Source organism: Ruegeria sp. CL7, from assembly GCF_056536445.1.
In genome coordinates this window covers 136,220-158,721 of the sequence record NZ_JBQFPQ010000002.1, presented here as the reverse complement: position 1 = coordinate 158,721, position 22,502 = coordinate 136,220, and the positions used below count along the sequence as shown (strand labels likewise).

At 57.3% G+C, this 22,502-nt stretch carries 19 protein-coding genes; 10 read left to right on the top strand and 9 right to left on the bottom strand.

The genetic code is table 11. From position 1 onward, the window contains the following. Positions 1-54: 54 nt before the first annotated feature. Both ACR0LI_RS09330 and ACR0LI_RS09325 read right to left on the bottom strand, forming a co-directional pair. Complete coding sequence (locus tag ACR0LI_RS09330) at positions 55-1,113, bottom strand: ABC transporter ATP-binding protein (protein WP_480718395.1); 1,059 nt, start codon at positions 1,111-1,113, stop codon at positions 55-57. Then, positions 1,110-1,916 (bottom strand): IclR family transcriptional regulator, encoded by an 807-nt coding sequence (locus tag ACR0LI_RS09325; RefSeq protein WP_480489121.1) that lies wholly within the window; start codon positions 1,914-1,916, stop codon positions 1,110-1,112. The genes ACR0LI_RS09330 and ACR0LI_RS09325 overlap by 4 nt, the downstream gene beginning before the upstream one ends. A gap of 141 nt (positions 1,917-2,057) precedes the next feature. Between ACR0LI_RS09325 and ACR0LI_RS09320 the strand changes: the two genes are divergently transcribed. From ACR0LI_RS09320 to ACR0LI_RS09275, 10 genes are all read left to right on the top strand, one after another. Continuing rightward, positions 2,058-3,317 (top strand): ABC transporter substrate-binding protein, encoded by a 1,260-nt coding sequence (locus ACR0LI_RS09320; RefSeq protein ID WP_480718394.1) that lies wholly within the window; start codon positions 2,058-2,060, stop codon positions 3,315-3,317. Positions 3,318-3,409: 92 nt separating this feature from the next. Further along, positions 3,410-4,336, top strand: a complete 927-nt coding sequence (locus ACR0LI_RS09315) for a carbohydrate ABC transporter permease (protein WP_171636104.1) — start codon at positions 3,410-3,412, stop codon at positions 4,334-4,336. A gap of 1 nt (position 4,337) precedes the next feature. Next, entirely contained in the window at positions 4,338-5,186 is an 849-nt protein-coding gene (locus ACR0LI_RS09310; RefSeq protein ID WP_170345350.1) for a carbohydrate ABC transporter permease, read from the top strand. Next, positions 5,183-6,523 (top strand): alpha-galactosidase, encoded by a 1,341-nt coding sequence (melA, locus tag ACR0LI_RS09305; protein WP_480718393.1) that lies wholly within the window; start codon positions 5,183-5,185, stop codon positions 6,521-6,523. Before ACR0LI_RS09310 ends, melA begins: the two co-directional genes overlap by 4 nt. Positions 6,524-6,581: 58 nt before the next feature. Further along, the gene (locus ACR0LI_RS09300) at positions 6,582-8,288 is read left to right on the top strand and encodes an IlvD/Edd family dehydratase (protein ID WP_480718392.1); all 1,707 of its coding nucleotides are present in this window, start codon (positions 6,582-6,584) and stop codon (positions 8,286-8,288) included. Further along, positions 8,288-9,052 (top strand): SDR family NAD(P)-dependent oxidoreductase, encoded by a 765-nt coding sequence (locus tag ACR0LI_RS09295; RefSeq protein WP_480491203.1) that lies wholly within the window; start codon positions 8,288-8,290, stop codon positions 9,050-9,052. Before ACR0LI_RS09300 ends, ACR0LI_RS09295 begins: the two co-directional genes overlap by 1 nt. A gap of 4 nt (positions 9,053-9,056) precedes the next feature. Further along, complete coding sequence (locus tag ACR0LI_RS09290) at positions 9,057-9,950, top strand: 2-dehydro-3-deoxygalactonokinase (RefSeq protein ID WP_480488193.1); 894 nt, start codon at positions 9,057-9,059, stop codon at positions 9,948-9,950. Next, complete coding sequence (locus tag ACR0LI_RS09285) at positions 9,947-10,552, top strand: 2-dehydro-3-deoxy-6-phosphogalactonate aldolase (RefSeq protein WP_480491202.1); 606 nt, start codon at positions 9,947-9,949, stop codon at positions 10,550-10,552. Before ACR0LI_RS09290 ends, ACR0LI_RS09285 begins: the two co-directional genes overlap by 4 nt. Then, positions 10,549-11,409, top strand: coding sequence for an SMP-30/gluconolactonase/LRE family protein (locus ACR0LI_RS09280; RefSeq protein WP_480718391.1), 861 nt, complete (start codon positions 10,549-10,551; stop codon positions 11,407-11,409). Before ACR0LI_RS09285 ends, ACR0LI_RS09280 begins: the two co-directional genes overlap by 4 nt. Then, positions 11,406-13,322, top strand: coding sequence for a beta-galactosidase (locus ACR0LI_RS09275; protein ID WP_480718390.1), 1,917 nt, complete (start codon positions 11,406-11,408; stop codon positions 13,320-13,322). The genes ACR0LI_RS09280 and ACR0LI_RS09275 overlap by 4 nt, the downstream gene beginning before the upstream one ends. Before the next feature lie 40 nt (positions 13,323-13,362). On the opposite strand, the gene ACR0LI_RS09270 is transcribed toward ACR0LI_RS09275, so the two are convergent. The 7 genes from ACR0LI_RS09270 to ACR0LI_RS09240 all read right to left on the bottom strand — a co-directional run bounded on the left by ACR0LI_RS09270 (position 13,363) and on the right by ACR0LI_RS09240 (position 22,486). Continuing rightward, a complete protein-coding gene (locus ACR0LI_RS09270; RefSeq protein ID WP_209833903.1) occupies positions 13,363-14,634 on the bottom strand; it encodes an ABC transporter permease in 1,272 nt (423 codons plus the stop codon). Next, complete coding sequence (locus ACR0LI_RS09265) at positions 14,631-15,551, bottom strand: ABC transporter permease (protein WP_171119259.1); 921 nt, start codon at positions 15,549-15,551, stop codon at positions 14,631-14,633. The genes ACR0LI_RS09270 and ACR0LI_RS09265 overlap by 4 nt, the downstream gene beginning before the upstream one ends. A 12-nt stretch (positions 15,552-15,563) precedes the next feature. After that, positions 15,564-16,676 carry an ABC transporter ATP-binding protein gene (locus ACR0LI_RS09260; RefSeq protein ID WP_480718389.1) on the bottom strand — a complete coding sequence of 371 codons (1,113 nt, stop codon included), beginning with the start codon at positions 16,674-16,676 and terminating at the stop codon, positions 15,564-15,566. Positions 16,677-16,792: 116 nt separating this feature from the next. Further along, positions 16,793-17,917: an extracellular solute-binding protein gene (locus ACR0LI_RS09255; RefSeq protein WP_171723781.1), complete on the bottom strand. Its 1,125-nt coding sequence runs from the start codon at positions 17,915-17,917 to the stop codon at positions 16,793-16,795. A 147-nt stretch (positions 17,918-18,064) separates the two neighbouring features. After that, positions 18,065-20,029, bottom strand: a complete 1,965-nt coding sequence (locus ACR0LI_RS09250; RefSeq protein ID WP_480718388.1) for a beta-galactosidase — start codon at positions 20,027-20,029, stop codon at positions 18,065-18,067. Next, complete coding sequence (locus ACR0LI_RS09245; protein WP_480718387.1) at positions 20,026-21,672, bottom strand: amino acid ABC transporter permease; 1,647 nt, start codon at positions 21,670-21,672, stop codon at positions 20,026-20,028. The genes ACR0LI_RS09250 and ACR0LI_RS09245 overlap by 4 nt, the downstream gene beginning before the upstream one ends. A gap of 64 nt (positions 21,673-21,736) precedes the next feature. Then, positions 21,737-22,486 carry a basic amino acid ABC transporter substrate-binding protein gene (locus ACR0LI_RS09240; protein ID WP_171636130.1) on the bottom strand — a complete coding sequence of 250 codons (750 nt, stop codon included), beginning with the start codon at positions 22,484-22,486 and terminating at the stop codon, positions 21,737-21,739. Positions 22,487-22,502: the final 16 nt, after the last annotated feature.

The following is a 22,502-nucleotide window of genomic DNA, read 5'->3' as shown; positions in this document are numbered from 1 at the left end:
TTCCATGAAGCTGCCCGGCTGGTCCCACGAATTTTTTCGGGTTGCGGCCAAGGATTACCGAAATCTCTGCCCTGTCTCGGGATCAAATACCATGGCACGGTCAGGTTGAATGGATATGCCAATCCGGTCGCCGGTTTTGCTGCGCTGGTCATCCCGCTCTTCCACAATCAGTTTGTCCCCATTTGGCGTCAGCAAATACGAGTAGGATACACCCCCAAGCGCTTCGGTCAGGTCCACAGTGCAGGTGTCGGCAGACCGGTCGATGTGAATATGTTCAGGGCGCATCCCCAACGTCACCTTGCCCGTTCCGGCAGGAACAGTTGCCGAGACCGGCAATGGCTGGCCCAAAGCGGGATGGGTGACATGGCCGTCAGTATATCCGCAATCAAGAAAGTTCATCGCGGGCGAACCGATGAAACCTGCAACAAACCGGTTGTCAGGATCACGGTACAGATCCATCGGGGCGCCGACCTGTTCGATCCGGCCATCGCGCAGCACCACAATCTTGTCGGCCATCGTCATGGCTTCGACCTGATCATGGGTCACATAGATCATGGTTGCACCGATTTCCTGATGCAGACGCGCGATTTCGACGCGCATCTCGACACGCAATTCAGCGTCCAAGTTGGACAGGGGTTCGTCAAACAGAAAAACCTCGGGCCCGCGTACAATCGCCCGCCCGATCGCAACCCTTTGCCGTTGCCCCCCGGACAGGGCCTTGGGTTTGCGCTTGAGGTAGGGATCAAGCTTCAGTATGCTCGAAGCCTCCTGCACCTTCTGGTCGATCTCGGCTTTTGGGACACCATTCATGCGCAGGCCAAATCCCATGTTTTCCGCAACTGACATGTGCGGGTAGAGCGCATAAGTCTGAAACACCATCGCCACGCCGCGCTTGGCTGGATCCATATGTGTCACCTCGCGCGATCCGATGTGAATCTCACCTTCCGAGGTTTCTTCCAGCCCTGCAATCATCCGCAACAACGTGGATTTTCCGCACCCTGAAGGCCCTACAAAAACGCAGAACTCACCATCTTCGATTTGCAGGTCGATCCCATGAATGACCTGTGTCTGACCGTACCGTTTGATTGCCCGATTCAGAGTTACACCTGTCATGTCATCAGCATCCTGTCGTTTTTGGAACTAGGGCCTGTTTCGGGAAACCGCCAGGCTTGTGCCTCGGTTCCGATTTGTTCAGCCACGCGCCGCAGGCGCGGCACCCAGGCTTCGAGTTGATCGAAATCCATTCGTTCGGTGGACCCGGTTATCGAAATTGCCCCAAGCATCCGACCGTTCGACGTCAGAACTGGGCAGGCGATGCATATGATGCCAGGCTCGTGCTCTTCATCATCGATGGCAAATCCCCGGCTGCGAATTCTGTCAAGATCAGCCCGCAACATCTTTTCGGATGTCAGAGTTTTGTTGGTGAAGCGGTGATAGCTTTGCTGCGACGCCGCCCTGTTCAACGCATCTTCGTCCAAAAATGCCAGCATCGCCTTGCCGACCCCTGTGCAGTAGGCCGGGCCAACTTTACCAGCCTGAGAGTACATCTCGATTGGTTGTGCGGCGTTGCGTTTGTCGACGTAAAGAACCTGACTGGAATCAAGCTGCGCCAGATGCACGGTTTCACCGGTTTCTTGACTGAGGGCATCCAGAAAAGGCCGCGCTATCGGGGCCAATGAGCTTTGCGTCCATGCCGCATGGGCCAACCGGACCAGTCGCATCCCGGGCGCATAGGTCTGCCTGTCGCGGTCATATGACAGCATTCCCTGGTTGGTGAGGGATTGCAGAAATCGATACAGGGTCGCCTTTGGAAAATCGCTGCTTTCCAAAAGTTCAGCGAATCGAACGGGGCGCTCGAACGATGCCACGTGATCCAGCACATCACATGCTTTGCCTATAGTTCCGTCACCTGACACGGGCCATCATTCTCCTCCGATTATCCCTCGCCATCCTCACGAGGGTCTTGACAACAGTAGCCGAGTCGATGTGTAGTTTTCAATATATAAAACACGGTTTCACTATTTGGAACCTTGTGGGAGAGAAACAGGGAGGAAACTATGTATTCAACTTTCAAGCGCACGACGGCTGCGCTGGCGCTTGGTGTCGCGATGGCGGCACCAGCAGCTGCGGAACTCACCGGAGAGCTGCGGGTCTTTCTGGACACATCGAACCCGGCGCCACGCGCGACGATGGAGGCGATGATCGAACGGTTCGGGGCACAGCATCCGGGGTTGGAAATCGAAACAACCGTCATCGACCGAGAAGCCTATAAAACGCAGATCCGGAACTTCCTGACGGCTGACACCCCGGACGTGGCCACGTGGTACGCGGCCAACCGTATGAAACCATATGTCGAGGCGGGTCTGTTCGAGGACGTTTCAGATTTGTGGGCCGAGCCCGAGATCGCCGACAATCTCGCTTCGACCAAGGGCGCTTTGACAATCGACGGCAAGCAATGGGGTGTGCCGTATACCTATTATCAGTGGGGTGTCTACTATCGCAAAGACATCTTCGACGAGCTGGGCCTGAGCGAGCCGACTACTTGGGAAGAAGAACTGTCCAACTGCCAGAAAATCGTCGATTCAGGACGCGCCTGCTACACGATCGGTACCAAGTTCCTTTGGACCGCTGGTGGCTGGTTTGACTACTTGAACATGCGCACAAACGGCTTTGATTTTCATCAGCAATTGGCCAATGGCGAAGTCAGCTGGGAAGACGACCGGGTCAAGCAGACCTTCGCCAACTGGAAACAGTTGATCGACATGGGCGCATTCATCGACAACCACCAGACCTACAGCTGGCAGGAAGCGCTGCCCTTCATGGTCAATGGTGAGGCAGCAGCCTATCTGATGGGCAACTTCGCAGTGGCACCGTTGCGCGATGCGGGCCTGACAGATGACCAGCTGGATTTCTACCAGTTCGTCGCGATCAATCCCGATGTTGAGCTGGCCGAAGACGCTCCGACAGACACGTTCCACATCCCGGCCAATGCTTCGAACAAGGAAGCTGCGCGCGAATTCCTGCGTTTTGTGGTCTCTGCTGATGAACAGACCGAAATCAACAACGGCGCGAATCTCGGCCAATTGCCGGTCAACGCGCAATCCGCTGTGGATGACGACAAGTTCCTGCAACAGGGCTTTGAAATGCTTTCGTCCAACAGCCCCGGTGGGGTAGCCCAGTTCTGGGACCGCGACGCGCCTGCGGAAATGGCCAAAGTGTCCATGGAAGGTTTCCAGGAATTCATGGTCAAACCCGACAACTTGGACCGGATACTGGCCAAACTCGAACGCGCGCGCGAGCGTATTTACGATAACTGATCAGGCAAGGGTCGGGCCAAAGCCCGGCCCACGCTCCTTTGAATCGTAGGGCGGGTTCCGACCCGCCTTGCTCCAACAGACCCGAGTTTCCCATGACAGTTGCAGCCGACGCCTCAGAACAGGAAAGCTGGTTCCATCGCAACCAACAACGCATCGCACCCTGGCTGTTTCTGGCCCCCGGGATGCTGTTCTTCTTGGTCTATGTGATTATCCCGGTATTCCAGTCCTTCAACCTGTCGCTTTACGAGTGGGACGGCCTGGGCGCTGCGGAATACGTCGGCTTTCGCAACTACGAAGACCTCTATTGGGAATGGGTGGACCGGGATGCTTTCTACATCTCGATGAAGAACAATCTGATCTGGCTGATCCTGTACCTGGCCGCGATTCCGGCAGGTTTGTTCATCGCCCTGTTCCTGAATCAGACAGTTTGGGGCATCCGCCTGTATAAGTCCCTGTTTTTCTTTCCTTTCGTGATTTCTCAGGTCGTGGTGGGGCTGGTGTTCACCTGGTTCTACGATCCGACCTTCGGGTTGCTGAACGAATTCCTCGACCTCTTCGGCCTTGGTCCCCTGAACGTGCTTGGCGATGAGCGCTTTGTGACCTACGGCATCATCTTCGCCGGCCTCTGGCCACAAACCGCCTATTGCATGATCCTGTACCTCACCGGCCTGAACGCTGTGGACCCGGAACAGATCGAAGCGGGACGCCTGGACGGGGCCAAGGGTTGGAAGATGCTTTGGCACATCATCATCCCACAATTGCGGCCCGCAACCTTTATCGCGTTTGTCGTGACCATCATCGGCGCATTACGGTCATTCGACCTGATCTCGATCATGACACAAGGCGGACCTTTCGGATCCTCCCGCGTGCTGGCCTATTACATGTTCGAGGTCGCCCTGTCCGAATATGGCTTCCGCATGGGTTATGGCGCGGCCATCGCCGTGATCCTATTCCTGATCATGTTGTGCTTCATCGCCTACTTCCTGTGGTCGATGTACCGTGAAGAGAAGGGGCGCTGAGATGTTTCCCAAACCCATCGAAAAACAACCCCGCGCGGCGCAGATCACGTATCAAGCCATGCTTCCATTGGCCCTTCTGTTGTGGCTGGGTCCCCTGCTGGCGGTTGCTCTTTTCTCGGTAAAACCCGCTGCTGACTTCACCAACGCGAATTACTGGGGAATGCCGTCCAGCTTTGAAGGCGCCTTCAACTATGGTCAGGTGTTCTTTAATTCGGACATGCCCCGATACCTGCTGAATTCATTCATGATCACCGTCCCTACCGTGATCGGAGCGGTGGCGCTCAGCTGCATGACCGGCTTCGCGCTTGGCATTTACAAGTTCAAGTCGAACCTCTGGATCTTTTTCATGTTCGTGGCTGGGAATTTCGTGCCCTTTCAGATCCTGATGGTGCCGGTTCGGGATCTGACCCTGCAACTTGGGCTCTACAACACCAAGACCGGGCTGGTCCTGTTTCACATCGCCTTCCAGACCGGGTTCTGCACCCTGTTCATGCGCAACTTCATCCGCGCCCTGCCCTTTGAACTGATCGAGGCAGCACGGGTCGAAGGCATCAGCGAATGGCGCATCTTCTGGTACGTGGTCCTGCCGCTGATGAAGCCCGCGATCGCCGCGCTCAGCGTGCTGATCTTCACCTTCATCTGGAACGACTATTTCTGGGCCGTCGTCCTGACGCAAGGCGCGGAAAGCCAGCCTGTAACTGCCGGAATCACCAGTTTCAACGCACAATTCCGCGCCGCTTATCAATTGATGAGCGCAGGCTCCATCGTGGCGGCTCTGCCACCGGTGGCCATGTTCTTCCTGATGCAGAAACACTTCATTGCGGGTTTGACCCTCGGAGCTGTGAAATGACCAAAATTACCTTTATCGGTGCCGGGTCCACAATTTTCATGCAGAACATCATTGGAGATGCTCTGTTGACCCCTGCGCTGGCCGACAGTCACTTTGCGCTTATGGATATCGACCCCCAGCGCCTTGCGGAAAGCGAAGCTGTTGCGCGCTCCATGATCCGCTCGGTCGGGGCCGGGGCGACTGTCTCGACCCATACCGACCGCCGTGCGGCGCTGGACGGGGCCGATTTCGTCATCACCGCCTTTCAGGTCGGGGGGTACAAGCCCTGTACGATCACCGATTTCGAGATCCCCAAGCAGTATGGCTTGCGTCAAACCATCGCTGATACGCTGGGCGTCGGAGGAATCATGCGAGGCCTGCGCACGGTTCCGGTGCTTTGGGATGTCGCAGGGGACATGATGCAACTCTGTCCGAACGCGACATTGCTGCAATATGTAAATCCGATGGCCATCAACACCTGGGCACTGGCCGAACGCTTCCCTTCCCTGAAACATGTGGGCCTTTGCCACTCGGTTCAAAATACGGTCGAGGAACTGGCCCATGATCTGGATCTGCCAAAGGATGAGTTCCGCTACAAAGTCGCGGGCGTCAATCACGTGGCATTCTTTCTGAAACTGGAACATCAGGGCCGCGACCTGTATCCGGCACTGCGACGGGGCTATCACGCGGGGAAATTCCCGAAGGCACCGCTGCTGATGCCGCGCTGCCCCAACAAGGTGCGGTACGAGGTGATGGATCATCTGGGCTATTTCTGCACAGAAAGCTCGGAACACCTGGCCGAATACGTGCCGTGGTTCATCAAGGACGGGCGACAGGACCTGATCGAGGAATTCTCGATCCCGCTGGACGAATACCCCACCCGCTGCGTCGAGCAGGTCGAGATGTGGAAGAAACAGGCCAAGACCCTGACCGACGGGCGCAATATCGATGTCACGCGCAGCCACGAATTCGCCGCCGACCTGATGAACGCGATCGCAACGAACACGCCCTACATGGCCTATGGCAACCTGCCCAATACCGGCCAGATCCCGCAACTGCCCATGGGCGCGGCGGTAGAAACCCCCTGCCTGGTCGACAGCAACGGCGTACAGCCTTCTGTCGTGACCGACATCCCGCCGCAGTTGATTGCCCTGATGCGCACCCAGATCAACGTACAGGAACTGACTGTTCGGGCCCTGACAGAACAAAACCCCGAATATATCTATCACGCCGCGATGATGGATCCGCACACCGCCGCCGAACTGGACCTGCGCCAGATCCGAAACCTTGTCACGGATCTGCTGACGGCCCATAACGATTGGCTGCCCGACTGGTGCCGACCGGCCCGCGCCGCCTGATCTTCATCATTTTACAAATACTCAGATCCAACTTCAGCCAAGAAAAACAAAGCCAGACATGATAAAACGCCGCTCACAGCATTGGTATGGAAAACTCGACAAGGATGGCTTCATCCACCGGTCGTGGATGAAAAACCAGGGCTTTCCCGACCACGCTTTTGACGGACGACCCATAATTGGCATCTGCAACACCTGGTCGGAACTGACCCCCTGCAACTCGGGCCTGCGCGACCTGGCCGAGGGCGTAAAACGCGGCGTGTGGGAGGCGGGCGGCTTCCCGGTAGAATTCCCCGTCATGTCGCTGGGTGAAACCCAGATGAAACCCACCGCGATGCTGTTCCGCAACCTGCTGGCCATGGATGTCGAAGAATCGATCCGCGCCTATGGTATTGACGGGGTCGTTCTGCTGGGCGGCTGCGACAAGACCACGCCGGGGCAACTGATGGGGGCCGCTTCAGTCGATCTGCCTTCGATCGTCGTCAGTTCAGGCCCGATGCTGAACGGTAAATACCGTGGACAGGATATCGGATCCGGCACCGACGTCTGGAAGTTTTCCGAAGCGGTTCGGGCCGGCGAAATGACCTTGCAGGATTTCATGAACGCCGAATCCGGCATGTCGCGCAGCGCTGGCGTCTGCATGACCATGGGCACCGCATCCACCATGGCGTCGCTGGTCGAGGCGATGGGCATGAGCCTGCCCACCAATGCCGCGCTTCCGGCGGTCGACGCCCGCCGCATGGCGCTGGCGCACATGACCGGCCGGCGCATCGTCGAGATGGTCGACGAAGACCTCAAGCCCTCGGACATCCTGACCAAAGAGGCGTTCGAGAACGCCATCCTCGCCAATGCCGCCGTAGGAGGCTCGACCAACGCTGTGGTTCACCTGCTGGCGCTGGCGGGGCGTGTCGGGGTTGACCTGACCCTGAAAAACTTTGAAATCGGATCCGAAATACCGCTGCTGGTCAACTGCATGCCGTCGGGCAAATACCTGATGGAAGACTTCTGCTACGCAGGCGGCATGCCGGTTGTACTGAATGAACTCAAATCGTTCCTGCGCCCGGCAAAGACGGTTCTGAACAAGGATATCTCAGCACATTACGAAGGGGCCGAGTGTTGCAACTCGGACGTCATCCGTCCCTTCGATGATCCTGTAAAGCCCGCTGCGGGCCTGCGAGTCCTGCGCGGCAACCTTGCGCCGAATGGGGCAATCGTCAAGCCTTCGGCGGCCACTGACGCGCTTCTTGAAACCGAGGGCGAGGCTTTTGTGTTCGACAACATCGAAGATCTGAAGGCCAATATCGACCGTGAAGACCTGCCGGTCACAGCCAAGAGCATTCTGGTGCTCAAAGGGTGTGGCCCCAAGGGGTATCCGGGCATGCCCGAGGTCGGCAACATGCCAATTCCGGCGAAATTGGTGAAAGAGGGTGTGCGAGACATGATCCGGATCTCGGATGCCCGCATGTCGGGAACAGCTTATGGCACCGTCATTTTGCATGTTAGCCCCGAAGCACAGGCGGGTGGCACGCTGGCGCTGGTCAAAAGCGGAGACCGCATCCGTGTTTCAGCCAGCAGCGGCGAACTGGAACTTCTTGTGGACGAAAACGAACTGAACGCCCGCCGCGCCGCGTGGCAACCGGATGATCCGCACTACACACGCGGATATGCAAAACTTTACATCGACCACGTGCTGCAAGCGGATCAGGGGGCGGATCTGGATTTCCTTGTTGGCAAAGACACGCGCCTCGTGACCAGAGAGAGCCACTGATGACCCAACCAGCTACATTCCACGATCTCAACGGGGCCTCCGTCTATATCACCGGCGGCGGCTCGGGCGTTGGTGCGGCGCTGACAGATGGATTCATGGCACAGGGGGCCAATGTGGCCTTCATTGGTCGGTCGGATGCCAGCGGTTTTGTCGAAGAGATGCGCGACAAGCACGGCCGCGCGCCGCTGTTCCTGCAAGGCGACATAACGGATACCGAACTGCTGCACGCGACGATGGCCAAAGCTGCCGAGGCTCATGGCCCTTTGAACGTCTTGGTGAACAATGCAGCCAACGACCAACGTCATACGCTTGAGGAAACCACGACGGAATTCTGGGACTGGATGATCGAGGTGAACCTGAAAGCCTATTATTTCGCGTGTCAGGAAGCCGCCCGGCAAATGAAAGATGGCGGGTCGATCATCAATTTCAGCTCGATCAGTTACATGATGGGCAATGCTGGCTATCCGATCTATACGACCTCGAATGCCGGGATTACAGGGATGACACGGTCATTGGCACGAGAACTGGGGCCGAGGAAAATCCGCGTAAACGCTCTGGCCCCCGGCTGGGTTCTGACGCAAAAACAGTTGGATAAATGGGCCACGCCCGAGGATCTGGCGGCGCATTTGGACCGGCAATGTCTGAAAGCGCACCTGAAGCCCGAGGATATGATAGCACCAACACTTTTTCTGGCGTCCAAGGCCAGCCATGCAATGACCGGGCAATGTATGGCTGTTGATGGCGGCGTCGTGGTTTCGGGGTGATGTTATGAACGCTGAATGGATCGCCGTCGACTGGGGAACATCTCATTTACGGGCCTGGGCCATGCAGGGTTCGACTGCGCTGGACCATGCGCAATCCGACAAGGGCATGGCGCATGTCGGGCCTGACGGGTTTCAAGCCGCCCTGCTGGATTTGATCGAAAACTGGTTGCCCGGCGCGCCGGTGGATGTGGTCGCTTGCGGAATGGTCGGCGCACGCCAAGGCTGGGTGGAAGCCCCTTATTCGACCGTGCCGTCGGCCCCCTTGCCCGATGTCCCGATCCGCGTACCCGGATCAGATCCGCGCATCCGGGCCTATGTCATACCCGGTCTGAAACAGACAACCCCGCCGGATGTGATGCGGGGTGAGGAAACCCAGATTGCCGGATTTCTGGGCGCGCGCCAGAATTGGGACGGCGTTATCTGCCTGCCCGGAACCCACACGAAATGGGTTCAGGTAAGCGCTGGCGAGGTTGTAAGCTTTCGTACCTTCATGACGGGTGAGTTGTTCGACCTGCTATGTGGTCAGTCCGTGCTGCGGCACTCTGTAGGCCCGGGCTGGGACGAAGACGCTTTCGCCGAGGCGGTTGCGGATACGTTGTCAAAGCCCGAACAATTGGCTGCGCGTCTTTTCAACTTGCGAGCGGCGGACTTGCTGCAAGGTCAGGCCAAAGCCACCGCACGCGCGCGCCTTTCCGGAATGTTGATCGGGGCCGAATTGGCCGCGACACGGCCCTATTGGCTGGGCCAGCAACTGGCCATTATCGGAGCAGAAGGCGTATCGCAGACATATGCAACAGCCCTGCAACGGCAAGGCGCGTTCGTGGAAACCGCAAACGCCACCGAGGCAACTCTGGCCGGGCTTGCGCTGGCCCGAAACATGACAAGGCAAACCGCATGAGCCGTCCCATCATCGCCATATTGCGTGGCTTGCAACCGCACGAAGCCAAAGCCGTTGGCCGCGCCATTATCGATGCCGGCATCGACCGGATCGAAGTGCCGCTCAATTCTCCGGATCCGCTCAACAGTATCAGAACTTTGGTTGATGCGTTTGGAAACCAGGCCCTGATCGGCGCGGGCACTGTTTTGACAGTCGATCAGGTGGACGCTGTGTCGGCCGCCGGAGGCAAGTTGATCGTATCGCCCAACTATGACGCCGAGGTCATCAAGCGTTCAGCCGCGTTAGGCCTGCAAAGCTGGCCGGGGGTTTACACCCCAACCGAAGCTTTTGCGGCCCTCAAGGCCGGGGCCACCGGTTTGAAGCTGTTCCCCGGGGTGATGGCTGGTCCGGCGGGATTGGCCGCCTTACGTCCGGTTTTGCCCATAGGCTCGCTTGTTTTTGCCGTTGGCGGTGCCGGACCCGACAATTTCGGGCAGTGGATCAAAGCGGGCGCGGATGGCGTTGGGATAGGCTCTGCACTTTACAAACCCGGAATGGATGTCGCCGAAATCGCCGAGCGCGCCCGGCATATCGTTACGGCCTATGACGAGGCCGCCGGATGAGCACTATCTTTGACGACCGCCCCTGCGAGTTGGGCGAAGGCCCGTTGTGGCATCCTGAAAGACGTCAGCTTTTCTGGTTCGATATCATAGGCAAACGTCTGATGACCCGCGAGCGGGGAATGCCCAAAAGCTGGAGCTTCGATGAAAATGTTTCGGCCGCGGGCTGGGTGGATCGCGATACGCTTCTTATGGCGTCGGAAACGGGACTGTGGCGTCTCGATTTGCAATCCGGAAAGCGGAACTTGATCACGCCTCTGGAAGCCGACAACCCCGTCACGCGTTCAAACGATGGCCGCGCCGATCCGTGGGGTGGGTTTTGGATCGGCACAATGGGCAAGCAGGCGGAACCCGGGGCCGGATCAATCTATCGCTTCTGGAAAGGCGAGTTGAGACGATTGGTTCCGGATGTGACAATCTCCAACGCGATCTGTTTTGCCCCCGATCGTTCGGTGGCCTATTTCTGCGACACCGCAACGAAACAAGTCAGGCGCTGGCGTCTGAACGCCGAAACCGGGTGGCCGGAAGGCGACAGCGCAGTTTTTCTGGATTTGCGCAAAGAAGGTCTGAACCCGGATGGCGCGGTCATCGATGCCCAGGGGAATATCTGGATTGCACAATGGGGTGCCAGCCGAATTGCGGTATACAAGGCCGACGGCATGTTTCTGAAGGCCGTTGCATTTGACGCATCCCATACGTCATGTCCCGCTTTCGGGGGCGATGAACTGAATACGCTTTTCTGCACAACGGCCCGTCAGGGATTGAACGCAGAAACAATAGACAGCCAACCGACCAACGGCATGACCTTTGCCGCGCGAAATGCAGGTCAGGGTCAGGCAGAACACAAGGTCATCTTATGAAGCCGGAACTGGGCGTTTGTTATTATCCTGAACATTGGCCAGAGGCGATGTGGGCAGACGATGCCGCGCAAATGGTCGAAACAGGCCTGACATGGGTGCGCATTGGCGAGTTCGCGTGGAGCCGCATCGAGCCGCAATCCGGCGTTTTTCAATTCGAATGGCTAGATCGCGCGATTGAGACACTCGGAGCAGCCGGATTGAAGGTCGTGCTGGGCACGCCAACCGCAACACCGCCGCGCTGGATGCTGGACAAACATCCGGATATGCTGGCCGCCGATGAAAACGGCAACCCGCGCAAGTTCGGATCACGGCGGCATTACTGCTTTAGCCATCAAGGCTATATCGACGAATCTACCCGCATCGCACGCATATTGGGTGAACGGTTCGGTAGGAACCCGCATGTGGTCGCGTGGCAGATTGACAATGAATACGGGTGTCACAACACCACTCTCAGCTACAGCGCAGCTGCCCAACAGGCATTTCGCCATTGGCTGGCCGAACGGTACGGAACAATTGAAACGCTGAACCAGGCGTGGGGCAATGTGTTCTGGTCGATGGAATATCGCAACTTCAGCGAAATCGACCTGCCCAATCAAACGGTGACCGAGCCGAACCCGGCTCATGTGCTGGCATTCCGGCGCTTCAGTTCGGATCAGGTCGCGGCTTTCAACAAAGCACAGGTGGATGCGCTGCGCCCGTTGACCGATGCGCCGCTTTTGCACAATTACATGGGCCGTATTCTGGACTTCGACCATTTCAAGGTTGGCGCGGATCTGGATATCGCCACCTGGGACAGTTATCCGATCGGTTTTCTGTCGGACCGGCTGGATGCCGACGACGCGCACAAGACCGCCTTTTTGCAACAGGGTGATCCGGACATGCAGGCGTTTCACCATGATCTCTACCGGGCGGTCGGGCGCGGCCGTTGGTGGGTGATGGAACAACAACCCGGCCCGGTGAACTGGGCACCGTATAATCCGGCGCCCCTGCCCGGAATGGTGCGTCTTTGGTCCGTGGAAGCCGTGGCTCATGGTGCCGAGGTGGTGAGTTATTTCCGATGGCGGCAAGCCCCGTTTGCGCAAGAGCAAATGCATGCGGGCTTGCTGACATCGAACAATCACCCTGCTGCTGCACTGGCAGAGGCCCGCCAGACCGCAGATGACCTGAACACGTTGGGCGCGGTGCAACAGATACAGGCCAAAGTGGCCATTCTGTTTGATTACGCCTCGGACTGGGCGTGGACCACACAACCACAAGGCGCGGGATTTGATTATTTCCGATTGGTTTTTTCGGCTTACCGCGCGCTGCGACGGGCCGGTCTGTCGGTAGACTTTGTTTCGGCGAAGGACATTCCCGGTGATTACTCGGTGATCTTTGCCCCCGGTTTGGCCACAATGGATCCTGATTTGGAACAACGTCTGGCAGAGAGATGCGATCTTGCCATTCTGGGACCGCGCGGCGGCGCGATCACCCGCGATTTTCAAATTCCTGAAAAGGGCAGACCCGGTCTGAGAAGGATCGATTGCGATGTTGATCTGGTCGAAACTCTGCCGCCCACGGTTGAACGCGCGGTCAAGGGTGGCGGCGCGGCGCGGCATTGGATCGACCGATTGTCAGGAACGGCCAAAGACTTGCTGAGATTCGAAGACGGAACACCTGCTCTCAAGGCAGGGGACGGAATCTGGTACTTGGCCGGCTTCCCGGATGCAAACCTTTGGGATCGCGTGATAGCCATGGCGGCGGAAGAAGCCGATTTGACATTGCGCAGGATGCCGCAAGGCCTGCGACTGCACGAGACGGCCGATCATGCCTTCCTGATCAACTACAACGCAGGACCGGTGGATTGGAACGGGCTCACCGTCGAAGGTTGTGACGTCAAAATCCTGAAACGCAATCCGCCCGAACAAACCTGAGGTCAGTCCGGGCGGATGCCGAAGCTACGAACCTGCGCCGCTATTCGTCGTTTTGCAGGCTATTGGGGTCAAACACCCCGCCGAAACCACTGTTATTGGACGGAGCGTTTTCGGATTCAGGCCCACTATCTGCGCCTTCGCTTTCCTCGCCCCCTAAAGAGTTCGGAGCGAAAACATTGCCAAAGCCGCTGTTGTTCGTCGGTTTCGGGGTGGATTGCGCACCGCCCTGTTCCGCTTCTTCAGCTTCGCGTTGCTTGCGGCGTTCTTCACGCTGTTTACGCAACTCCTGAATACGCTGTTCCGCTTCCAGCTGCTTCTGCTCGCGAATATCGGCGATACACTGCGCCGGATTGTAGGTGGCCGCAGTGCCGACAACTGTGATCGTTGCGACGGCAAATACAACCAACAGAACCGCTGCCATGTTGCCGGAAAAGAAGCTGGGCAGTTTGATCTTGCCGGCCAGCTCCTCAACCGTCGCGTTCTTGCGCGCCGCTGCCACCAGTTCCTGACGTTTCAGCTTGGCTTCGTTCAGCAGAGCGAAGAACACTGTCAGCGCCACGATGATGAAGGCCAGCGCCGAGATTGCGGGTGTGATGCCATACCGGACTTTTTGGGCCAGCTCGATCGTCAACGTCGGGTATTCACCGAAGGTAAAGGTGGTGGTGTTGTAGTTTTCGAACGATGCGAGGAACGCCAACACCGCTGCCGATGCAATCGCCGGACGCATGAACGGCAACAGGATCTTGCGGAAGGCCTGGGCGTGGCTGGCCCCAAGGTCCAGTGCCGCCTCGGTCAGGGCCACGTCGTAGCGCTGCAAGCGTGCCACCAACACCAGCATGCAGTAGCTGGCGATAAAGGTGGATTGGCCGATCACCGTCAGAAAAATGCCATTTGACAGGAAGCTGTCCGCCCCCAGTCCCAGCATCCGGTTGATACGATCCCAGAACACCAGCGTCGAGATACCCAGAACAACACCCGGGATCAGGATCGGAGCGATAATGATCGTATAGTAAGTCGCCCGCAGCTTTGGCCAGATCTGGGTCAGCATCAATGCGCCCGCCAGACCCATGGCCACTGACAGGATGACCGTGCCGATCCCGATGATCAGTGAGTTCTTGATACCGTTCAGGATGCGCTGATCCTGAAACAACTCGCCAAACCACTGGAAGGTCAGGCATTCCCACGGGCTCATCCGCGGGAAGCCGGACGAGTTGAACGCGGTGATCGACATGATCACAAGCGGGCCCAGCAGATACAGGAAGAAGATCGCCAGATAGACCCAGATGCTTATGCGGAGAAAGGAATTGTTCATTTCCCGATATCCCCCATGTTCACTTTGAACAGGCGCATCATGGCCAGCACGAACAGGATACAGGTCACCAGCAGGACGATCGCATAAGCAGCTCCTTGCGGCCAGTCGTTGTTATCGTTGAACTGCTGATAGATCAGCTGTGTGAACCACAGCGACGACGGCCCGCCCAGGATTTGCGGTGCCGCCAGCGCACCGGCGGACAGCATGAACACCATCGTACAGCCTGAACTGATCCCGGGTTTGGCATAAGGAATGACCACACGCCAGTGTATCCGCCACCATGGCGCGCCAAGGTCGCGCGCTGCTTCGATCTGATTTTTGTCCAGGCTTTCTATGACGTTATACATTGGGAAGATCATCAGCAGAATATAGGCATAGCCCAGCCCGGCATAGAGCGCGATATCGTTCCGGATGAAGTCGAACGGCGTATCCCAGACCCCCAGTCCCACGAACAGCGTGTTCAGAACACCGGTTTCACCGAAGATAATGCGCAACGCAAAGGCGCGCAGGATTTCGTTGATCCAGTAAGGGATGATCAGCATGATCGCGAAGATGCGGATATGGCTGCCTTCGGACTGCCCCAGATAGTAGGCGATCGGATAGCAGATGATCAGGTTGAAAATCGTGACGCAAACGGCCGCCACGAGGGTGCGGAAGAACACCCGCAGGTCAACCGTGTTGTAATCCTGACTGCCACCTTCGGGGCCGTATATCAGGTACTTGTAGTTCTCCAGCGTATAGACGTCCTTCGGCCCGCCAATTTCTGGTGGGGGCAGGTTTGGACGGAACGAGAAATCCAGCATCGACAGCTGCGGCAGGATAATAAGGCCGATTGTCCAGAACAAAACCAGACCCAGGATCGCCAAGCCCATACCGGTGCCGTTGCGATTGAAGAATTCTTTCAGAAATCGGGGCATGAACTGTTCCCCTTATTCCGCAGCCAGCTCACCCGCGGGAACGACGACGGCATTATGCGTCTCGTATTCCAGCGTGATGTTCTGTCCGGTGTGGTCCTCGAAGGATTGCCCATGGTTGGGGATCGAGACCTTGATTTCCTTTCCGCCTTCGCCTTCGGTGAAGATGTTGAAGACGTTGCCTTCGAACTCTTCATGATTGACCCGGGCGGTGACGAAGTGATCGCCCGTTGCGCCATCGGGGGCAATTGCAAAGGCCTCGGGGCGGATGAACATCATCGCGTCATCACCTTCTTTAATCTTGCCCTGATTGGCCGTCGAAATCCTTGCCACCAGATCCCCCGAACGGTTGGTCGAGATCAAAGCTTCCTTGCCCATCACTTGCTTGATTTTACCGCGGAACACATTGTTTTCGCCAACGAATGAAGCCGCAAAAGCCGTGTTGGGATCGTTGTAAATCGTCTTCCCGTCGGCGATTTGATCAATCACACCGGCACGCATGACGGCGATATTGTCCGACATGGTCAGCGCTTCACCCTGATCGTGCGTGATGTAGATGAAAGTAATGCCGACACGCTGTTGAATTTCACGCAACTCGGTCCGCATGTGCTGGCGCAGCTTCAGGTCAAGTGCCGACAGAGGCTCATCCAGCAACAGCACGTCCGGTTCGGCGCACAGAGCACGGGCAATAGCAACACGCTGACGTTGACCACCTGACAGTTCACTTGGCAGTTTGTCCCCCTGCCCCGGTAACGCAATCATGTCCAGAAGCTCATCGGCGCGCCTGCGGCGTTCGGCAGCACTGGCCCCTTTGATTTCCATGGAAAACGTGATGTTTTCCCAGACCTTCATCAGCGGGAACAATGCGAGGTTCTGAAAGATCAGCGCCGTCGGGCGCTTGTTGGGCCCGATGCCACGCATATTGTTGCCACCAATCAGGACGTTGCCTTCGCTTGGTTCAAGAAAGCCGGACACTGCCCTCAGAATGGTTGTTTTTCCGCAGCCCGATGGCCCGAGGAAAGAAAAGAAATCTCCCCCGTTGATGTTGACGTTTGCATCGCGCACGGCGACGAAGTCACCGAAACGGATCCACAGGTTTTCCAGATCGACTCCGACCCCTGCACTCATTTTTGGTTTCTCCCTGAGGTGCGTGTTGTCACCACACAGTATTAGCGTCCGCCACGCCGGGACGGCGCGCAGATGGGTGCCCCCCGCAGGATGCGGAGGGCGAAGGTTCGGAACGCTTAAGCGCTTTTGAACTTGTTGACGAACTCGGTCCGGGTTTCAGCATACCACGGCGCTTCTGCAGGCCACGGATTGAGGTTGGCCAGCGAGTCGCCCGGATAGGCCTCGGCAAAGTTCTTCTTGTAGGTGTCGCCGGAATACTGGTCGGCGCCTAATACCGGCGAGTTGTAGCCATGACTGTCAATGGCGACACCGGCCGGCTTGGCCTGATAGGCAAAGTCGATAAAGGCGTAAACCTGATCGATATTCGCGGCACCAGTCGGCATGGACATACCATCCACCCAAGCCATCGCACCTTCGACGGGTGCCTGATAGTGCACCGGCTCACCTGCGGATTTCAGTGCAAGGGGTGGGCCGTCCCAGGTTTGGCCAACGACAACGCCTTCGTTCAGAAGACCGTTCTTCTGTGTATCGGCGTCGTTCCAGATCAGCTTGATGCGGTCCTTGCGTGCAATACACCAGTCGGTGATCTGGCCCCAAACCTTGCGCATGGTGTCTTCATCACCATATGCCGCCCAGACCGAACCCGGCTCCATCTCGCCAGCGCGTTCCATATAAAGGCCGGCGCCCAGCATCATGGAATGCGCGCGGCCCATGGTTTTGCCAGCGTTCGCTTCCGACCACACGTCGCCATAGGACGGCGCATCACCATCCGGCAGCCACAGGTCAGTACGATAAGCAATACCTTCTGTACCCCAGATATGCGGAAGCCAGTGCGCACCTGAATCGCCAAAGTTCCACGCATCAGTACCAATCTTTGCCATGGCCGGGTTCACCAGATCGATCGGAACCTTGTTCATGTCGAAGGGCTGGAGCAGCTCCAGCGGTTCCCACTGCAACGACCGGTTGTTGGTCGGTGAAACGATATCAAAACCCTGGCCCTTGGTGGCCTTCATCTTGTTGATGATCTCTTCGTTCGAGCCGATGCCGGTATAGTTCACCTTGATTCCGGTCAGAGTCTCAAACTCTTCGATGAAACTGGGCGGCAGGTAGTCCGACCACATCAGAATGTTGATTTCGCCCGACGACGCCAGAGCGCTCTTGCTGTAAAGGGGTGCCGCAAGTGCCGCAGCACCTGCGCCTTTCAACACAGAGCGTCTCGAAAGTGACGAATGTTTAGCCATAGGTGATCTCCCGTTGTTGGATGAGTTTATTTTTGTCTTTATATTCATAGGACTTTCTGTGCCCGTTCGTCAGTCCAAAAGTGACAGTTTGCGGAAATCTTATATCCAGTTTTTGTTTTTGACACGTTTTGGTTGAATCTCAGGGCGTTAGTTTACCTGCCAGACTGTGAATTCGTGCGCGCCGACCGGATCAGAGCCGATCAAAATTCGTCGTGATCCACCACCAGGCAGGGGTTTGGACATGTCACCAAAATTGAAGGCAAAATGCAACGTACCGAAGCGGGTTACACGTAAGTCTGGATCGCAGTCCAGAGGCTTCAGCCCTGCCCATTCCAAGACATCGCGCATAATCTCGTACAAGAGCGCACCGCAGGGCACCATGGCCAGATATGTCGCACGATCCGACCGGACAACCGCTGGGCTGGCGTCGCAATAGGCACTTTTGAAGCGCGCCAGGACATTTGCCTCGGTCTCGATGATTTCGCGCCAACCGGCAAAGTCAAAAAGCTGACCGTTCTGCAACAGCACGGATTCTCTTGCAATATCCGGCAGCGATTCGACACGGACGACACGGACGCCGGTCAGATCCGCCAACGCACCAGGCGCCAGATTCGAAGGCGTCTGCATTTGAGCCGTCTTGCTGCCGGACCGGGCACCAATCAAAAGCTTTGCCCCCGAAGCCTCAAGTCTTGCGGCCAGATCCGGGGTCACGATCATGCTTTGCGGCAGCACGATCAGGGCGTAACCTTCCAAACCATCCTGGGGACCCACAAAATCAATTTCCACCCCCAGACTGCGCAAGGCAGTGTACCATTCACGGAAGATATGGGAATTGGGGAAGTCATCATCATGCGGCAGAATATCGGCCGCCCAGATCGAAGCGTAATCCAGCATCATCGCCACCGAGGCTTTTCCGCGCGTCGTCGGCGGAAGCTTTTCACGATCCTGCACAATTTGAGCCAGTTCGAGCGCGGCTTGATCCACACTGCCATCCGAGCGCAGCAAGGCTGTATGGTATTGCTCCTGCGCGAACTTTGCCTGTCGCCATCGAAAGAACATCACAGCTTGCGCGCCGTGTGCATATGCGGCCCAGGTCCAAAGCCGAACCATCCCTTCGGCTGGGGAAGGGTTTTGTGCCGCCCAGTCCACCGGCCCCGGCTGCTGTTCCAACACCCATACCCGCCCCCGCCCCTGACTGCGATACAGGTCACAATGAAATCCCTGATAATCAGGCGCGCCGGTTCGCAGATAACGGCGCTTTTCCTTCTCTGACAGTGTTGAGCCCATCAAATTACCCAGCGGGTAGCTGTCAAAGCCGACGATATCCAGATCGGCGGCCACTGCGTGGTGATCGAATTCGAAACTGCCGGCCATGAAGTTGTGCGTGATATCTCGACCCGGCGCATGTTCGCGCAGCACGTCCACCTGTGTCTTGTTGAACAACCGCACCCTGTCCGAGGAATAGCGCCTGAAATCAAGGGCATGGGTGGGGTTGGGTGTAGCGACCAGACCATTGGGCAGTTCAATCTGGTCAAAGCCGGAATAAAGGCTCCCCCAGAACACAGTCCCCCAGGCCTCGTTCAATGCGTCAATTGTGCCGTATCGTTTTGCCAGCCAGCGCCGAAAGCCCGCCTGGGCAGCATTAGAATAGCTGAGAACAGTGTCGTGGTCATTGTACTCATTGTCGATCTGCCAGGCATGGACATGCGGGTTCTGGCCATACCTGGCGGCATATTCCGTGGCGATCCTTTGCGCCTCGGCCAGGTACACGTCACTGGAAAAACAATAATGTCTGCGGGAACCATAGCCCCTGACCCGGCCGTCCGGGCCAACCGGCAGAATTTCGGGGTGCTCATCAATCAGCCATTTGGGAGGCGCAGCCGTTGGAGTCGACATCATGACCCGCAGGCCGGCCCGCCCCAGAATCTCGATGACGTCATCCAACCAGTCCCAATGAAACCGGCCGCGTTCCGGTTCAATCAGACCCCAGGTGAACTCGGCGATCCGAACCCAATCCAAACCCATCTCGACCATCCGCGCGGCGTCACTGCGCCACTGGGACGGGTCCCATTGTTCGGGGTAGTAGCAAACCCCAAGCTCCAGTTTGCTCATCGGTTGTCCTTTGCCGTGCGCCGTTCGATCCATTTCAGGAAGCTTGCGCAACAGAGGGTGAGTACCACATACAGAATTGCTGCCGTATTGAACGGCGCAAAGGGCAGAAAGCTTGCTGCCTGAAACTCTCGCATCCTTTGGGTCATGTCGCGGACGGACAGGATGGACAGCAACGAGGTATCCTTGATCATCGCGATGAATTCGTTGCCCAATGGCGGGGTGACGATCCGCAGGGCTTGCGGCAGAACGATCAGCCGCGCCGTCTGCCAGCGCGACAAGCCCAGCGAACTGCCTGCTTCCAGTTGCCCTTTCGGGATGGCCTCGATCCCAGATCGGAATATTTCGGCCATATAGGCCGAATACCCGACCGAAATCGCGATGATCCCGCGTGTCATGTTGGTCATATCAATGCCGCCCCCCGTGGCATCCTTGACCGCGCCCGCCAAGGGCAGGCCAATGTAAAGAATGATCACCAACATCGGAATGCCGCGTATCGTGTCCACGAAAAATTCGGCCCCGACCGCCAAGGGATGCAGCTTGTGCTGTGCGCCGCCAATGGTCAGCGTCAGCAGCAGAAAGCCGAAAACAGCAAAAGCCAGAGCGGGATTCCGGTATTTGTCAGGCAAGAAACTGGTCTGCCACAGAACTGGATAGCCTTGTGAATGAGCATCCACGGGAACAAACGCTCCGGAAACGCTGTCGACGGTTTCAATCTGCTCCAGGGCGGCCGCTGCATCAGTGGCGCTGCGTATGCGGTATTGTTGTTCGCCGGCACCGTCGAACTCTCCAAACCGGATGATGTCAGCCTGCGCCTGTGGTGTGCCGCGCACAATGGCAATGCGCCCTTCGGTGCTTCCGACCAGAACGTAACTGACCTGCGGCTGCATGAAGAAAAAGGCTGATATCGCAAGCAATGACAGGCTGATGGAACCATACAGAATCGTGGTGCGCGCCCGTGGTTTGAACGATTGCAGCCCCACCCAGATCAAGCCCAGAATGGCCGAGAAGATATAGGCGAAGATGGCTGCGCGAAACGTAATGGCAACGCCCGTCGCGAACTGCCAGTGGGCCATGAACATCAGATAGAACAAAACCGCACCTGTAAGGCATTCCAGCCCCAAAAGAACGCGCCCGCGCCAAGGGGGTTGCAACCGCACCGACAGCAGGCTCAAGGCGACAACAGCTGTGTATGCGGCCAGAAGAACTTGCAGTCCTGTTTGAATCTGGGTCACGACGTCGGGATACAACACCCACGTCTGACTGGACCGGTCGATCAGGGTTGATGTGTTCTCGCTGAGCGCATGAAAGAAAACGGATTCCGCGAAGGGCATCAAAAGCTGTGGAGATAAAAAGCTTATGACCAAAAGCGCAATTGACGCGGGCAGCGCCGCAAGGGCCGAAGCGCGCAACCAGCTGGGGGCGTGATTGGCAAAACGTGCATACCGGGCGCAGAGATATCCAAGGATTGCAACCGAGACGATCAGCAGAAAGCCGACGAAAATCGGCCCTGCATTGTTGCCGATCCCCAGAATTGCAATCAGAGATCGCAGATATTTCGAGGACGTGGCGAACAGATAGACGATGAAGGGAGCGGCTGCGAGCAATACAAGATTGCTCGGGCGGATCGTGCTGAGACGCGACATGGAACTTCTCCGCTGAAACATGGCCCGGCAACGACTGCCGCCGGGCCCAGAAGGGCTTGGAGGATCAGTTTGTGCCCCAGTATTTGGCCTTCAGCGCGTCCAGCGTGCCGTCTTCCTGAATGGCGGCAAGACCGGCATTGATTGCATCCACCGTCGGGTCACCTTCCTGAAACACGATTCCCAATGGATCGGATTGCAGGCCTGTGATGCCTACGGTCAGTTCTCCGGCAAACTCCTGCTCGTAGGCCGCGGCAGAGGTGCCATCGATGATCACCCCTTGCACGTCTGCGTTCTGAAGCGCCAGGATAGCCGCCGAGAAATTGTCGTAGAGGCTGACATTCTCGCGCCCTACAAGCTCTTCCGCCAGTTGGGCGTTGGTCGTCGCGGTTTGTGCCGCCAGTTTCTGGCCACCCGCTTTGAAATCCTCAAGCGTCAAATCCGCGTTGTCGACTTGCATCAAAATGGCCTGACTGACAACGATGTACGGTTCGGAAAAGTCCATAGTTTCTTCACGTTCGGGCGTGATCGATACGCCCGAGATGACCAGGTCGAACTCACCCTGTTGAAGCGCCGCAAAGATGCCATCCCAGGCGGTGTTTACGAAATTCGGAACGCAATTGATCTTTTCACAGATTGCATTCATCACATCGACATCAAAGCCTACGATTTCGCCAGTTGTTTCGTCGACGGTTTCCATCGGGGGATAGGTCGCATCCGTTCCGATCTTGAGAACGCGACCTTCCAGATCGGCGGCAAAGGCCGCAGGCGCTGTCAGCATTGCAAGCGTTGCAACGGCAAATAGGTTTTTGAACATGTTCGGTTTCTCCTCT

Excerpts from the sequence above, each read along its gene's own strand:
- ACR0LI_RS09320 (WP_480718394.1), top strand. The coding sequence starts at position 2,058 with ATGTATTCAACTTTCAAGCGCACGACGGCTGCGCTGGCGCTTGGTGTC.
- ACR0LI_RS09310 (WP_170345350.1), top strand. The coding sequence starts at position 4,338 with ATGTTTCCCAAACCCATCGAAAAACAACCCCGCGCGGCGCAGATCACG.
- ACR0LI_RS09245 (WP_480718387.1), bottom strand. The coding sequence starts at position 21,672 with ATGTCGCGTCTCAGCACGATCCGCCCGAGCAATCTTGTATTGCTCGCA.
- ACR0LI_RS09295 (WP_480491203.1), top strand. The coding sequence starts at position 8,288 with ATGACCCAACCAGCTACATTCCACGATCTCAACGGGGCCTCCGTCTAT.
- ACR0LI_RS09275 (WP_480718390.1), top strand. The coding sequence starts at position 11,406 with ATGAAGCCGGAACTGGGCGTTTGTTATTATCCTGAACATTGGCCAGAG.
- ACR0LI_RS09300 (WP_480718392.1), top strand. The coding sequence starts at position 6,582 with ATGATAAAACGCCGCTCACAGCATTGGTATGGAAAACTCGACAAGGAT.
- ACR0LI_RS09315 (WP_171636104.1), top strand. The coding sequence starts at position 3,410 with ATGACAGTTGCAGCCGACGCCTCAGAACAGGAAAGCTGGTTCCATCGC.
- ACR0LI_RS09265 (WP_171119259.1), bottom strand. The coding sequence starts at position 15,551 with ATGCCCCGATTTCTGAAAGAATTCTTCAATCGCAACGGCACCGGTATG.
- ACR0LI_RS09260 (WP_480718389.1), bottom strand. The coding sequence starts at position 16,676 with ATGAGTGCAGGGGTCGGAGTCGATCTGGAAAACCTGTGGATCCGTTTC.
- ACR0LI_RS09270 (WP_209833903.1), bottom strand. The coding sequence starts at position 14,634 with ATGAACAATTCCTTTCTCCGCATAAGCATCTGGGTCTATCTGGCGATC.
- ACR0LI_RS09250 (WP_480718388.1), bottom strand. The coding sequence starts at position 20,029 with ATGAGCAAACTGGAGCTTGGGGTTTGCTACTACCCCGAACAATGGGAC.
- ACR0LI_RS09280 (WP_480718391.1), top strand. The coding sequence starts at position 10,549 with ATGAGCACTATCTTTGACGACCGCCCCTGCGAGTTGGGCGAAGGCCCG.
- ACR0LI_RS09330 (WP_480718395.1), bottom strand. The coding sequence starts at position 1,113 with ATGACAGGTGTAACTCTGAATCGGGCAATCAAACGGTACGGTCAGACA.
- melA (WP_480718393.1), top strand. The coding sequence starts at position 5,183 with ATGACCAAAATTACCTTTATCGGTGCCGGGTCCACAATTTTCATGCAG.
- ACR0LI_RS09240 (WP_171636130.1), bottom strand. The coding sequence starts at position 22,486 with ATGTTCAAAAACCTATTTGCCGTTGCAACGCTTGCAATGCTGACAGCG.
- ACR0LI_RS09285 (WP_480491202.1), top strand. The coding sequence starts at position 9,947 with ATGAGCCGTCCCATCATCGCCATATTGCGTGGCTTGCAACCGCACGAA.
- ACR0LI_RS09290 (WP_480488193.1), top strand. The coding sequence starts at position 9,057 with ATGAACGCTGAATGGATCGCCGTCGACTGGGGAACATCTCATTTACGG.
- ACR0LI_RS09255 (WP_171723781.1), bottom strand. The coding sequence starts at position 17,917 with ATGGCTAAACATTCGTCACTTTCGAGACGCTCTGTGTTGAAAGGCGCA.